The following is a 13758-nucleotide window of genomic DNA, read 5'->3' on the forward strand; positions in this document are numbered from 1 at the left end:
CTACAAATATTCTCTTAGCCTATTCTTAACTCGAGACCAGAGACTAAATAATTTTTTATGGGTAAAGTCATCAGCTTGGCGATCGCGCACGACAAATGGCGGATGTCTTAAGGGAAACTGCATAGTTTCTGTGGGCATATTTGCAAAAGGACTGTTTTTATTTTTTGTATGTGTACTTGATTCACGATCAAAACCAATATTAGAAACTAAGTTTTGATTTGGCAGAATAGTTAATCCACTTTGCATCCAGCAGCTTAATGTCCAAGGATAGCCCCAGTCATCAAACTTCCCTTTATGAGTCTGCTGAAGTTTATATTTCCAATACTTTACCGATGCATCATTTTGTAAAATATCATTCAGCCAACCCTCATCGCGAGCAGTTTCCCATAATTTCATTTCACCATCGTAATGTTGCCAAGCTCGCCGCCATGTAGCCCAACCCCAGACATGGGGATACAAAGAGTAATAATAGCTATAATCATTGCGCTTTCTGCCATCTTGAAAGTTATCACCTGATATGGCAAAAATACGCTGATCATCTCGATATTTTTCCAATAATTCTTCGCAAAATGGAAAGAAAGAGTGATCGGGTAAGCAATCATCATCAAAAATAATCGCTGAATCCACTTGACTAAATACCCAGTCTAGCCCTGTCGATGTTCTTATTTTGCATCCTAAATTAGTCTCTGAATAGTTCCTAAATACTTGGCAATTCCAATTAGTTTGTTCGAGAAATTGAATAACCGACTGACATTTGGCATGATCATCGTGCTTGAAATTTTTAGGGCCATCAGCAACCAAAAAAACTTGTGATGGTTTAGATTCTAAAATTCTAGAAACTACCATTTGAGTTTGCTTTAAGCGATTATAGACAATGAGAACGATGGGTGTATTAGTCATTTATCAAAATGTTTAAAATATTTATGATATAAATGTTTAAGAAATTTCAAAAAAAAGGTAGAGCGTAAACACGAATTATCTTTTCTGTAAACAAATTAAAATTTTCTCTGGCTTATATCTGTACCAAGGTGTTAGAGCTAAATATTTATAATATTCTTGCTTATAAGGATGATTGTCAACATAGTCTCAAGATTTCTCAAGAATCTTATGGTATAGGGCTAGAAAACTCTGTGATTGATTTAGTTCTGAAAAATATTCAGTTACCCTTTGCTTTCCCGCATCCCCCATGTGCTTCATTAAAGTTGTATTTTCTAGCAAGGTAAATAGCTTAGACACAAATTCATCAACATTTTGACTAGAACAAATGAATCCAGTTTTGCCATCTATAACTGATTCTGACAATCCGCCTACGTCAGAAACAACGCAGGGTAAACCGTAGCTCATAGCTTCCAAAACTGCAATCCCTTGACTTTCCACTAAACTAGGCTGAAGGTATATACAAGCTTCAACATAATACGAGTTAACGTCTTCACAACTACCTTTAAATAATATTTGATGACATAAACCAAGGTTATCAACCTCCTCTTTCATCTTATCCAATAGATCGCCCGTCCCTAACCAAATAAATTTTAGTGACGGCTTTCTCTGAATTGATTTTTGTGCTATCTTTAACCAAATATCAGGATTTTTGTACCACATAACATGACCTACAGTTAAAATCGTTTGTGAAGTTAGATTTGAGTAATTATCAGAATACGGCACTCCATTAGGTATAACGTCGATCAATTGACGAGGAATCTTAAAATATTTACTAATAATGACCGCTGAGGATTGAGACACAGTAACAAATTGCTTATTAAAACTCTTATTTTGTTTTGCAAAATGCGAAATTAAGTGATAGATTCCCACTAACAGAATTGATAGCTTACTAATAAACAATTTTGAGATGGGATAAGTATGCATGGTAAACACTACCGAACAAGGAAATAGAAGTACTCCCAACATCAATCCTGGAGTTCCGTTAGAAACATGGATGATATCTGGCTTAAATGTACTAAAGCAATTCCAGACAGTAAAAATATCAAAAGCTAGTGATAAGTAAGGAAGTTTAAATAACTTACTTCTATTAGATACTTCAAATATTTTAATATTCTGATCTTCTAATTGTTGAACTGGAGCAAAGCTTAATTGATATTTTTCTAGAATAACAGTCGTTTCAATTCCATCATTAATGTGGGTCTTTATTAGTGTCTTAAAAAAACGAAACGTCCCAGATTGTTGGGTACTAAATTCAGGAATAATTAGTACTTTCATTTTCTAAATCTTTGTTTAATCATTAAAATATCTTCTTGGATTTGAGCTTTATCCATGCTCGAAAATACCCATATGCTTCACCGATGTTAATAACTATCCATGACATCAGGTATATTTTGATTTTTGTGGCTAAAGATATTTGCTGATGAGGAAATGGCAACAGTTTCCAGTTTGGTTTACGAGGCGAGACTAGTATTTTAATGCATCTTAGTGGATGTTTCCATCCGTATTTACCAGCCCATTTGGAATTATGTTCACACAAGATAAAAGTTCCTTTCCCATTTCTTTTGGACTTATGCCACATTTCCTTAAAAGTTTGGCGAGGGGGATGCCAGACGATCGCCTTATCAGCATAGGCTAGAGTGATCCCCAATCGAGTCGCTCTCATCCCAAATTCCATGTCTTCAACTGATGCTTCAGGAAAAGTTTCGTTAAATGTACCAACCTTCTCAAAAACATCTCGTTTCACAAACAAGTTAGGTGTGATACAAGCACCTACACCATTTATTGCACTTTCTTGATCGTAGCAAAGTAGAGCCTCAATCAAAGAATAAATTGAACTGTTACAGGTAAGAGATCTAATATTAATTCGCCCACCTACTCTATCTACCTTGTTGTCTTGCATACATTGAATACCTTGTCGTAACCAGTCAGATTCTGGAATACAATCACCATCAATAAAAGCAAGTATATTTCCCGTAGCAATCTCAATACCTTTATTGCGAGTGGCGGCAACACTTTGGATTTGGATTTGATTAACGACTGTAATGTTAGAGAAATACGTGAATTTTTTAGCGATTTCTAATGAGTTATCGATTGAATTATTATCAACAATAATAATTTCTATTCTCTGTTCATTATCTGGATTATCTTGAGATTGTAATGCTAAAATAAGATCTACAATATTAAATGAACAATTATATATAGGTGTGATAATGCTGACCGTAGGGTATTGATCCATGTTGTTTAATTCTGCCTAAAAATATGTGATAAATCTGCGTTTGAACTCTGATACTCGCAATCGAAAAGACTGCGAGAAAAATCGCAGAAATGTTATAAATACAATTGGAACAAAATATTGACATCCGTAATATTTGATAAAACTTATGAGCCCTTTAAAATATGAGTATTCTGTTAAATGATAAACCAACCATACACGCCAAGATAAGAGAGATTGATGCGTAAACATTAGTCTAAAAATATCAAGAGTTTTCCCTTCTTGAATCAGCCAATTCTGAGGATTTAAATTAGAAAATCCTGACAACATATTAAGGATTAAATACTGGTTGCTTACATATATTTTAAATCTCTGCTTCTGAACTTGAGTAATATAAATAAAGTCTCCAAGATAGTGAGGATATAAGTTAGATTTTGGATATCCAGTTGTATCAATAACACTTCTGGGTAAGCATACAAAATTACCGTTCAACATATCACATTCCTCAATTTCATTCTGTGAACAATTGATGGGTTCAAATAGGGGTTTACTTGGATATTTTAAAATTTGTTTGTTTTTTCGATGTCCTCCAAAAGCAATTTGCTGATAGTTTGTAGATTGATAACCTTGATAGCCAATGATCGTCTTAGTATTTTGTTTGCAAAAAACAATTAGATTATTGATTGATTCTTTTGCTACTAAACAATCATCATTTAGCCAAATAAAATATTCTGCACCTTTTTCATAAGCATATTCCATCCCCTTTTTAATTGCACCTGTCCACCACAAATTACCATCTCCTTCTAATATAACCACTTCTGGATAAAGAGATTTGATAGCTTCACTAGTGCCATCTGTTGAACCATCATCAACAACAATCACATAATACTTTGCAAGATCACCGTTATGCTCTAAGGTATTTAAGCAATTCAGAGTAATATCCTTACGGTTATGGACGGGAATGATAATGTGGATATTTTCTTTGATCATACTTAAGATTTGTTATTAATTAGATATCTTTAATAATTTTATGAGTGGTATCTCAAACAAAAAATTTCCCAAGTTTTTTAAAATACTCTTGACGAAACAATAAATCTCTAATGACTAAAAAATATTTTCTCATCACAGCATCAGGTAAAGTCAATTTCCCCACCCCATTGTGCCCAATAATGCCAACCCTGTCCCCCTGCTTGATCTCAAAAGACACATCCTTCAGCGCCCAAAACTCCTCATGGGTAGGATTTGCAACCTTTTGATTAAAGTTAAAAATTCTTTGTGTTAAAGACCTTGCTCCATTTGCGATCGCATCCCGTAAAGTCACATTACTATTCTGCGCCTGATGTCCAATCACATAGCGCTTACTCAAATTTTCGACCTTGATCACAGTATCGGACATATTTAACTTAAAACCGCCAAAACTTGTTCAGGAAACCGATCTAATACCTTTAAAAGTGCCTTAGCCGTACCAACAGGATAGCGCTTGCCATGCTCCCAGTTATTTACAGTATCCACCGAAACACTAATCAACCGAGAAAATTCTATTTGACTTAACCCCAATCGAGATCGCACTCGACGCACAAATTTCGCCATTTCCTGCATCGTTTCCGCATCATCTAGAGCCTGTTGCAACGCAATCTCTTCATCCGTAGTTGCATCAACCCGCACAGGATCAATACGTCCGATTTCAAAAAAAGCAGTATCAGTAGGATCAATCCTTAGCCTTGTCATTTTCATATAGTTTGACCTCTCTAGAGTTGGCTTTACGGGCTGAAATAATCCGAATCACATCCTTACGGTAAGTATAGATCACAACAAACAAGCGATTATCGATCATCCCCATTAGTTGATAACGGTTTTCTCCATAGCTATACCTCCTATCAAGATGAATAATGCGATCGCGATCAAAAAATGCTCTTACTGCATAGGCAAAATCAAAACCCCTATCTCTGAAGCATCTTTCGTTCTTAAAATCGTCCCACTCGAAATCCATAGATCCCTATGTCAAATTAACATCGCATTTCAGTACATCCTTCAGCGCCCAAAACTCCTCATGGGTAGGATCTTCAAACTTTTGACTAGGGTTGAAAGACCTTTTTTTTAAAGACCTTGCACTATCTGCGATCGCATACCGCAAAGTCACATTACTATTCTGCGCCTGATGCCCAATCACATAGCGCTTACTCAGATTTTCAACCTTGATTACCGTATCCGACATATTTAGCTAGAAATTTTTTGGTAATAACTTAATCACAAAACTTAAAACCGAATCAGCCATTATCAAAGTCTCTTCTGCCTCAGATATATCAGGCGCAACTATATCACTAGGATATCGGAACTCTGTTGCATAGGGGGTAAGAACTTCTGCTGAAGTCCGTAATATCTCAAAACTAGGATCAAAATCAAGGCAACTTTCTAACAACACAACAAGATTATGTGTTTTTTACAAGGTAACTTGTTGATACACCAAATAAGCCTTTAACGCTTTCTCCGCAGATTGTTGGCAATGATAAACGACAACATCGAAAAATTCATGGTCAAACAATACTTTAGCTGATTCTAAATCTCGCTGACTTTTGAACAACCAATCTTGTATTTCCTGATAAAGCTCATCATCCATAGAGAATCTTCCCATCATGAATAACTCGACTTATCAAGGAACTTTTCACCTTGATCTTCCTTGTTACCTCCTCTCGCGTTACGACAATCACATCAGTAGGTATTCTAAGTCCACGCAAAGCCCTATAAGCTGAACGCGATCGCCGATAGCGTGGCTCATCAGAATGCGACACAATCACCATCAAGTCAATGTCGCTATCCTCATTAGGTTCACCATAGGCATAGGAGCCAAACAAAATTATCTGCTCTGGGTTCAGAGTTGCCGCCAGCTTTTGAGTAATCTGCCCTAATAACTCACTGGTTACTTGTTGCATCATCAAATCACTTTATAACTAAGTCAAATTAATATCACGTTCCAACACATCGGCGATCGCATAAGGACAAACCACAGGCATATCTAAATCTGTGTCAATGATTGCATCCAATCGAGCAATTTTGTACACATCGCACAAATATTCATCAGTTAAATATCGCTTTAAGCTGGGACTATCCCTTAGATAATCATCAATATGCAGTCTCTCTATTTGAATCGTTCCCAACCAACTCGGCACTGAACCGTTAAAGAATGATCGACGTATTTGCGTCTTTTTCGTTTGCATGAAATGGACGTTTCAGAACCCATCCCCGATTAGCTGACCAGTGCCCCTAAGAAGCGAGTTGCGGCGCAAAGCGCCGCAACTCATCTTCTGGTTTTGTGTCCTAATAAGATTGGCAACAGCTATAGCTTTACAAATAGTTGCGTACTAAAACTCTAACCCATACGCTCAAGCGTTAAGATAGTCATTGGTTCGTAGATGCGGTTTCGGGATATCCCAACTCAATGGCTGTTAAACTTGCGCTGAATGATAAACAAGAAATACTTCGCCTCTATCGTGAGTCTGATGCGACCACGACCCAGTTGGCGAAGCAGTTTGGCATTAGTACGAGTACAGTCTTGCGACTGCTACAAGAGCTAATTCCTGCTGAGGAGTATCGACAATTGGTCAGTCAGAAGAAGGCTGAAGGTAAAAGAGGATCGCGGATTAGTCATGAAGTGGTAAGTTTTCAGGTAAATCAACTGGCGTTGATTCCTGACGATTTGTCAATGGCTGCCGACGATCGCAATCATAATTTTGACCAAGGTGATGAAACGGCGATCGCAATGGATGACTTAGATGAGACCCTAGATATAACAGATAGCGACATCGAAGAAGAGTTAGATGATGATGACGATGAAGCTGAGGATGATTTAGTCGATGAAGATAACCTAGAAGATCTGGGTGAAGATGAGCTAGAAGACTTTGCCGACGAAGATAGCGAGTCTAGCTTGCCGATGTTTGCAGAGCTAAGTGGTGGTCATAGCCTCACCGAAAGCCTTGAAATACTGCCGCTCGATCGGGCAGATCTGCCATTGATTTGCTATATCGTTGTTGATCGCATTGCCGAGATTATTACCCGTCCACTCAAAGACTTTAAGGATCTTGGTGCAATTCCACCTGAAGAGTCCATGTCAAAGACGATTCCTATTTTTGACAATCATCGGGTGGCCAGAAGATTTTCGTATCACAATCAGCGTGTGATCAAGTTTCCTAGCAATTTGATTCATATTACCCGTCCCCAACTTGTGCAGAAGGGCATCACCCGCATTTTATTTAGCGGTCAAGTGTATACATTGAACTAGCGTTATCGCCACAAGTCCCACTTAATCGCGGGACTTGTGACAACAAGTATTGATAAGGATCTTGATAAGAATACTGTGTTAACTCTTTCGCCAGCGAGGCAGAAATTTTGGCAAATTGCCCATACGCCTGATTCCCAAATGACGGTTGACCATTTGCTCGAAGGGGCTTTGGCGATCGCATGGGAAGAATATCCACGTATGGATTTAGGGCATTATCGAGAAATTTGCGATCGCATGGTGGCGGATTTACAACCCCGCATTGCCAAAATCCCTTACCCGCTCAAGGTGGTACAGGAAATTAATCAATACCTATTTGTGGAGCTGGGCTTTAGGGGCAATGACCATGACTATTACGAGCCTCGCAATAGCTTTATTAATGATGTATTAGATCGGCGGTTGGGGATTCCCCTATCGCTATCATTGATTTACATATTGGTGGGCGATCGATTGGGTTTTCCCATGGATGGCGTGAGTTTCCCCGGCCATTTTATTATTCGTCCGCAACATCCTGACCTAGAGATTTTTATTGATCCTTACAATAAAGGCGAAATCCTTTTTCCTGAAGATTGTGCGGCAAAGCTGACGCAGCTCTATGGCTACGAAATTCCGTTGCAGCCTGAATATTTGCAGCCTGTTACGGTGCGCCGCATCCTCGATCGCATGTTGAATAACCTCAAGCTGATCTACTTGCGCCGCCGTGACCCTGCTAAAGCATTGGCAGCTATTGAACGATCGCTAATGCTTAATCCTGATGTGCCTACCCAGTGGCGCGATCGTGGCTTAATTTGCTATCAACTTGACCGCCACACTGAGGCAAGAATTGATCTGGAAAACTATTTGCAGCATGTCCCCTATGCCGAGGATAGCCGCATCATTTTGCAGCTAATTGCGGAAATGAAGGGTTAGACACTTTACTTTAATAAGTCTTGAAGTGCGATCGCAAATTTAGCGCGATCTTGCCAACCCGTATAGGCACTGTAAACACAGCGCTCATCAACGCTGATGAAAACATGAACTATTTGCAGAGGATTTGTCCATGTCCAGAGCTTGATTCCCTCTGGATAGGTTTTGAGCAACTTTGCCTTTTTAAAATTTTGATTATGCGTTTCCGTTAAATCTTGCGATCGCAATTTAGCGATTAGCTGTGAGGCAAGGTCATTCGCCATCGGTGCGATCGTCGGATTTGCCCAAAACTGACGGATTGCGGCGGCGACTCGCGGATGATTTTTGAGGGTGGCATGACGAATCCCATCCAGATAGACCATGCTGGCATGGGTAAACTGCGAACAACCCACTGGCACAGTACCATCGGTATGATTGCCAATATCGCCAACGATCGAAAGGGTGGGGACTTGGGCAGCAACTGCCTCCGCAATCAGGCGACGATTTGTGCCGAGGTCGCGGGCAATCAGGGGAAATAGGCGCAAAGGGTCGTAAAGTCGTCCTAGATCGGAGCCGCCCACAGGTGAACCGACCACAACGAGGCTATGGACTTGGGGCAACCATTCAGGATGCCGATGCAAAAGCTCTAGCCAGATCAGTCCGCCCATGGAATGCCCCACAATCCGCCATGGCAAATCGGGATGTTTAAGCAGCACCGACCGCGCCACTTGTTCCACCTTTGTGATTAACGGCTCAATCATCAACCAAGTATCGATGATGCCAAGATCGGGGGCATAGATCAGGGTGTTTTCCCGTGATAGGGCGCGAGCCAAGTTGGTAATGTCTTTGGGAATATCTGCCCAGCCATGCTGAGCAAATAACACAAAGGGCTGACTTGAATTGTGGGTTGACAAATTCGCAGACATAAATTTTAGCTAAATTTAATCGTTGCCATGCCCTCTTGCCAATCGGCGGGGCAGACTTCATTTTGATGACGCTGTGTGTGCTGAATGGCTTTAAGGGTGCGGATAGTTTCATCAATGCTGCGTCCAAAGGCAAGATTATTAATCGTTGCATGTTGAACGATCCCTGATTTATCAATGATAAACAAACCCCGCAGAGCCACACCTGCCACGGGATCAAGTACGTTAAAGGAAGTTGCGATCGCCTTTGTTAAATCGGAAACCAATGGACATTTAATATCGCCGCCCAAACCGCCATCGGCAAGAGATGTCTGAATCCAAGCCAGATGGGCGTATTGACTATCCACAGAAATACCAATTACCTCAGTATTGAGTCTCGCAAATTCGTCGTAGCGATCGCTAAAGGCAATTACTTCTGTGGGGCAGACGAAGGTAAAGTCGAGGGGATAAAAAAACAGCACCACATACTTTTGCTGTTGATAACTAGACAGCCGAATTTTTGTAAATTCCTGATCGACAACCGCATCCGCCTCAAAATCTGGAGCAGGATTGCCCACACGCAAAAATTCTGCCATAACGCATTTAATCTCAACAAACTGATCTAGATTTTCGCATTTGCAAGCCTGCCTGCGGTGGGCTTGCAAAAAACTGATTTTGGGATTTTTGCACCCAAGGCAATACTTCCCTAAACTTCCCTAAAATTATGGCGATATTTTGTCTTGGTGCTATCCTATAAATCAATCAGCTTTCTACAATTGCCGCTATGTCACCAGTACAAGAAGCTACTTCTGCGATCGCAACCATGGTCAGTCTTGGTGGCGAAAGCACTCACCATATCCACAACACTGTCGAACGCCCTTGGGGTACATTTACGACCTTAGAAGAAGGTCGCGGCTACAAAATTAAGCGGATCGAGGTGAAATCAGGGCATCGTCTCAGTTTACAAATGCACCATCACCGCAGTGAGCATTGGATCGTAGTTTCAGGAACAGCGAAAGTTACCTGCGGCGACAAAGAAATGATGATTAGCTCCAATCAATCCACCTATGTCCCCAAATGTACTGCCCATCGCCTCGAAAATCCGGGAGTAATTCCGTTGATCTTGATCGAGGTGCAGAATGGTGAATATTTAGGTGAAGACGATATTATTCGCTTCCAAGATGACTATGCTCGTCACGAAAAGGGCTAATTCGCGATAATCGCGTTTAAAATAGTTGAGGCAACCTAGAATCGTTTCAACGTGAATAAAATCCCTCCCTTTGATGCATCGCAACAGTATCAGCAAATTGGTGACCAACTAAACAAAGCCGCTTTAGATGTACTAGCATCGGGACAATATATTGGCGGACAGGCGGTAAGCCAGTTTGAGGATGAATTTGCTCAATATATTGGCTCCAATTATGGTATTGGCTGCAATTCAGGTACTGACGCTCTGTATCTGGCACTGCGTGCCTTAGACATTGGCGAGGGCGATGAGGTGATTACATCACCATTCACATTTTTTGCCAGTGCCGAAACGATTAGTATGACGGGGGCAAAGCCAGTATTTGTCGATATTGAGGCGCATAGCTTCAATATGAATATGGACTTGCTAGAGGCAGCCATTACCGATCGCACTAAGGCGATTATGCCCGTACATTTGTTTGGTCGCGCCGCCGATATGACCAAGTTAATGGCAATCGCTAGCAAAGATGATCTCTATGTGATCGAAGACTGCGCTCAGGCAACAGGTACAACCTTTGCAGGTAAAACCGTTGGTGATATTGGTGATGTAGGCTGTTTTAGTTTTTATCCCACCAAAAATTTGGGCGGTTGTGGCGATGGTGGCATGATGACCGTAAATAGCGCCCAAATTGCCGAAAAATTAAAAATTTTGCGCGAACATGGTAGCCCCAAGCGCTATTACCACGAATACATCGGCATGAACTCACGGCTTGATGCGATCCAAGCAGCGCTGTTGCGAGTAAAACTGCCCTATCTCGATCAATGGAATCAGCAACGTCGCCAAATTAGCGATCGCTACACGCAGTTACTCAAGGATGCAAATATTCCCCACCTTGTCACACCACACCATTGTCCCGGAAGTGTCTGGAATCAGTACACAGTCTGTATCGGCGATGGCAAGCGCGACTATGTGCAGGCGCAACTCCGCGAACAAAATATCATCACGATGATTTACTATCCTTTGCCCTTGCATTTGCAATCGGTTTATCGCCATCTTGGCTATCAGAAGGGTGATTTTCCTGTGACTGAAGATATTTGCGATCGCGTTTTGTCGTTGCCCATGTTCCCAGAATTAACCGAGGAACAACAACAGCGTGTCGTCAGCACTTTAGCAAATATTCTTAAATAAATTAAGCCCTGTGACACACTCTGCACGTGCGGCACAGGGCTTAGATCTGGTTTTGAATTCAGGATCAACCCATGACCAAATTTGACTTTCTATCGGATATCCAAAAATCTTGGCATTCCATGGGTGTGGAACAAGTGTTAGCGGCTTTGGAATCTTCGGTAGAAGGCTTGTCCTATGTAAATGCAAGGCAAAGACTCAGGCAACTGGGAACGAATAAATTGCCGCGATCGCGCCCCCTTAGCAAAATTCTCTTACAGCCTTGGCGTAGCCCTTTAACCTATATGCTGCTGGGCGCAGCAGCATATTTACAATGGCAAGGGGCAGAGGGTTGGGCAATTATTTTTGTGGGTGGATTCCATAGTGCGATCGGTATTGGCATCTCGCTGTGGTCTGCAAAAACTAGAGAGAAAGTCAGTCGAGATCGTCCGCAACGTCGCCAAAATGAGCCATCTACTTCAGTGATAGTCTTGCGCGATCGCGAGGAAATAGAACTACCCGCGAGGGATTTGGTGTTGGGGGATGTGTTGGTGCTGCGAGAAGGGGAGCGCCCCAATGTGGATTTGCGGGTGATTGAAACCTCAGAGGATCTACGGGTCAATCAGACTAATTTGGGCGGCGAGGCAATTTGCTATAAACAAGCTGATCTTACCTTCGAGGAAAAAACGCCACCCCTTGAATGCAGCAATATGATCTATGCAGGGACAGAAATTTCCGCAGGCATGGCAAAGGGGGTTGTAATTGCGACGAGTCGCTTTACCCAAGAACAGTCCGCCTTAAATCACGAAAAGCCTTTTTCGGTAATTCATGCTGAACTCCAAAAGCTACGCCAAGTCTGGCTAGGGGTGTTATTGTTGGTGATCACGGCTGCGATCGCATTTTCATGGCAAAAGGGGATCGTAATCAATGCAATGATGGCGGCAGTGCTGATGGTGAGTACCTATCCGCAAAATCTGTTACGCATCGCCACTCAGGTACAATTGTCGGGAATGCTTGATCTCGCCAAACAGCGGCTATGGGCAAGATTTCCTTCAGTTTTAGATGCGATCGCCAGAACAACAACCATTGTGCCGATCGTTGAGTCGGATGTGGTGCTGAGCTTTGATAATTTGAGTCGCGCAGGCATCGAATGGAAAGGGCTAATTAGAGCTTCGGCGGATGATGCGGAAGCCTTTGGGCTGGCGATTGGAATTGCCACCTATAGCTATTTTGATGCCCCGCAAGAACGGATTCGGCAATGGCAAGGCAATTACTCAACTTCCAATCATGCTGTAGCGATTATTGGTAGCGATGTTGAAGATATTCCTCTATTGAGAACTGCGGATGTCGGAATTTGTGATCGCACCTGTCGCAAAGAATTACAAGATAGTGCGGGGCTAATTTTGCCCAAAGAAGACTTCCATTATTTACCGATCGCAATTCTCGAAAGTCGCGCCACCTTTGATCGGTTGCAACGCACAGCTCTAATGACAGCCGCAAGTTCTTTTACGCTGGCGAGCCTGACCCTGATTGATGCCGCAGCGGGTTTCTCCGCAGTACCCTTACAGTTACTTTGGATTGGAGCGATCGCCACACCGCTTGTTGCCTTCCCCCTCGTGCTAGAGCCAACCCATGAAAGTCTCTTAGGTCAACCAGCCCATCGCTTTCAAACGATGCTGCGCCCCAGCAATTATCTCCGCATCTTGTTGGCTGTCACCGCAACTGTCACCGCAGTTTCTCTAGTTTTTTGGATGAAATATCAAGGACAACCGTCATTACTATCTCAGGCAAGGTCAATGGCATTTGTCACCCTTGGCTTTAGCCAAATTTTTCACGCCTGTGCGATCGCTCGTCAAAGTGTCCTTGGCAATTTACCGTTACTACTCAGCATTTCCTTTGTCAGCACTTGTCAAATTGCCTTTGTCCAAGTGCCTTGGTTTAGTGACTGGATGGTGACAGTGCCTCTCAATGGTATCGAATGGACGATCGCTATTCTTAGTGCTACATCTGTATTTTGGGTGCAAGAGTTGATTAAAAACTAAGCCATCAAAAATCTTGGCAACTGTCAAATTTAAATCCACTCCACTGAGAAAGGGTATAGAACCCATTTGGTATCTTAGGAAGCTTTGGCAAGGCGCTTAAGCATAAGCCTAATAAAGCAAAGATGAATTCTCGCATTAGCGTTGTCTAAAGTTCT

16 protein-coding genes and 2 pseudogenes are annotated in these 13758 nt (G+C 41.8%); 5 read left to right on the forward strand and 13 right to left on the reverse strand.

The window, feature by feature from the left end:
* The 11 genes and pseudogenes from H6F41_RS12660 to H6F41_RS12710 form a co-directional block, all read right to left on the reverse strand.
* The gene (locus tag H6F41_RS12660; protein WP_190403838.1) at positions 1-900 is read right to left on the reverse strand and encodes a glycosyltransferase family protein; all 900 of its coding nucleotides are present in this window, start codon (positions 898-900) and stop codon (positions 1-3) included.
* A 186-nt stretch (positions 901-1086) separates the two neighbouring features.
* Positions 1087-2214, reverse strand: a complete 1128-nt coding sequence (locus H6F41_RS12665) for a glycosyltransferase family 4 protein (protein WP_190403839.1) — start codon at positions 2212-2214, stop codon at positions 1087-1089.
* A gap of 22 nt (positions 2215-2236) precedes the next feature.
* On the reverse strand, positions 2237-3175 hold the full coding sequence (locus tag H6F41_RS12670) for a glycosyltransferase (protein WP_190403840.1): 939 nt from the start codon (positions 3173-3175) through the stop codon (positions 2237-2239).
* Between the two features lie 15 nt (positions 3176-3190).
* Entirely contained in the window at positions 3191-4141 is a 951-nt protein-coding gene (locus H6F41_RS12675) for a glycosyltransferase family 2 protein (RefSeq protein ID WP_190403841.1), read from the reverse strand.
* A gap of 127 nt (positions 4142-4268) precedes the next feature.
* A pseudogene (locus H6F41_RS12680) lies at positions 4269-4547 on the reverse strand (ATP-binding cassette domain-containing protein); the annotation flags it as partial.
* Between the two features lie 2 nt (positions 4548-4549).
* On the reverse strand, positions 4550-4885 hold the full coding sequence (locus H6F41_RS12685; RefSeq protein ID WP_190403843.1) for a helix-turn-helix domain-containing protein: 336 nt from the start codon (positions 4883-4885) through the stop codon (positions 4550-4552).
* Positions 4860-5141 (reverse strand): BrnT family toxin, encoded by a 282-nt coding sequence (locus tag H6F41_RS12690; RefSeq protein WP_190403844.1) that lies wholly within the window; start codon positions 5139-5141, stop codon positions 4860-4862. The genes H6F41_RS12685 and H6F41_RS12690 overlap by 26 nt, the downstream gene beginning before the upstream one ends.
* Positions 5142-5147: 6 nt before the next feature.
* The gene (locus H6F41_RS12695) at positions 5148-5366 is read right to left on the reverse strand and encodes a hypothetical protein (RefSeq protein ID WP_190403845.1); all 219 of its coding nucleotides are present in this window, start codon (positions 5364-5366) and stop codon (positions 5148-5150) included.
* 6 nt (positions 5367-5372) lie between these two features.
* A pseudogene (locus H6F41_RS19020) lies at positions 5373-5786 on the reverse strand (HEPN domain-containing protein).
* Complete coding sequence (locus H6F41_RS12705) at positions 5761-6084, reverse strand: nucleotidyltransferase domain-containing protein (protein ID WP_242023033.1); 324 nt, start codon at positions 6082-6084, stop codon at positions 5761-5763. Before H6F41_RS12705 ends, H6F41_RS19020 begins: the two are co-directional and overlap by 26 nt.
* A 15-nt stretch (positions 6085-6099) precedes the next feature.
* Entirely contained in the window at positions 6100-6366 is a 267-nt protein-coding gene (locus H6F41_RS12710) for a DUF29 family protein (protein WP_190403846.1), read from the reverse strand.
* Positions 6367-6587: 221 nt separating this feature from the next.
* Here H6F41_RS12710 and H6F41_RS12715 point away from each other — a divergent pair, with 221 nt between their 5' ends.
* Both H6F41_RS12715 and H6F41_RS12720 read left to right on the forward strand, forming a co-directional pair.
* Entirely contained in the window at positions 6588-7427 is an 840-nt protein-coding gene (locus tag H6F41_RS12715; protein WP_190403847.1) for a helix-turn-helix domain-containing protein, read from the forward strand.
* A gap of 36 nt (positions 7428-7463) precedes the next feature.
* Positions 7464-8333, forward strand: coding sequence for a SirB1 family protein (locus H6F41_RS12720; protein WP_322095917.1), 870 nt, complete (start codon positions 7464-7466; stop codon positions 8331-8333).
* A gap of 5 nt (positions 8334-8338) precedes the next feature.
* On the opposite strand, the gene H6F41_RS12725 is transcribed toward H6F41_RS12720, so the two are convergent.
* Both H6F41_RS12725 and H6F41_RS12730 read right to left on the reverse strand, forming a co-directional pair.
* A complete protein-coding gene (locus H6F41_RS12725) occupies positions 8339-9235 on the reverse strand; it encodes an alpha/beta hydrolase (RefSeq protein ID WP_190403848.1) in 897 nt (298 codons plus the stop codon).
* Between the two features lie 5 nt (positions 9236-9240).
* Positions 9241-9807: a peroxiredoxin gene (locus H6F41_RS12730; protein WP_190403849.1), complete on the reverse strand. Its 567-nt coding sequence runs from the start codon at positions 9805-9807 to the stop codon at positions 9241-9243.
* A 188-nt stretch (positions 9808-9995) separates the two neighbouring features.
* Between H6F41_RS12730 and H6F41_RS12735 the strand changes: the two genes are divergently transcribed.
* From H6F41_RS12735 to H6F41_RS12745, 3 genes are all read left to right on the forward strand, one after another.
* Entirely contained in the window at positions 9996-10421 is a 426-nt protein-coding gene (locus tag H6F41_RS12735) for a cupin domain-containing protein (RefSeq protein ID WP_190403850.1), read from the forward strand.
* 51 nt (positions 10422-10472) lie between these two features.
* Positions 10473-11585, forward strand: coding sequence for a DegT/DnrJ/EryC1/StrS family aminotransferase (locus tag H6F41_RS12740; RefSeq protein WP_190403851.1), 1113 nt, complete (start codon positions 10473-10475; stop codon positions 11583-11585).
* A 71-nt stretch (positions 11586-11656) separates the two neighbouring features.
* Positions 11657-13603, forward strand: a complete 1947-nt coding sequence (locus H6F41_RS12745; protein ID WP_190403852.1) for a cation transporting ATPase C-terminal domain-containing protein — start codon at positions 11657-11659, stop codon at positions 13601-13603.
* Positions 13604-13758: the final 155 nt, after the last annotated feature.

Source organism: Pseudanabaena mucicola FACHB-723 (genome assembly GCF_014696385.1).
Classification (GTDB): Bacteria; Cyanobacteriota; Cyanobacteriia; order Pseudanabaenales; family Pseudanabaenaceae; genus Pseudanabaena.